At 62.1% G+C, this 243-nt stretch carries 1 protein-coding gene; it reads right to left on the reverse strand.

The genetic code is table 11. The features are described 5' to 3' along the window. Positions 1-243 (reverse strand): TonB-dependent receptor domain-containing protein (locus tag SB719_RS22175; protein ID WP_412160038.1); only part of this gene is annotated, 243 nt, incomplete at both ends.

A 243-nucleotide genomic window follows, 5' to 3' on the forward strand; every position in this document is an offset into this window, starting at 1 on the left:
GCGCGCGTCGCGGATCACGTCGGCGGGATCGTTGTTCTGCACGATCGTCGTCGAATTGTTGGTGCCGATCAGGTTGTCGAGTTCGATGCGGTACCAGTCCAGCGACAGACTCGTGTCGGCCCAGGGCGAAACGACGAAGCCGACGTTGTAGGACCTGGTGCGTTCGGGATCGAGTTCGGTGTTGCCGACAGTGAAGAACGTCGGGCTCTGGCGCGAACCGGCGATGTCGGGGTCATACGGATC

Origin of the sequence: Pantoea sp. SIMBA_079, from assembly GCF_046940275.1 — a bacterium.
GTDB lineage: Bacteria > Pseudomonadota > Gammaproteobacteria > Enterobacterales > Enterobacteriaceae > Pantoea > Pantoea borealis.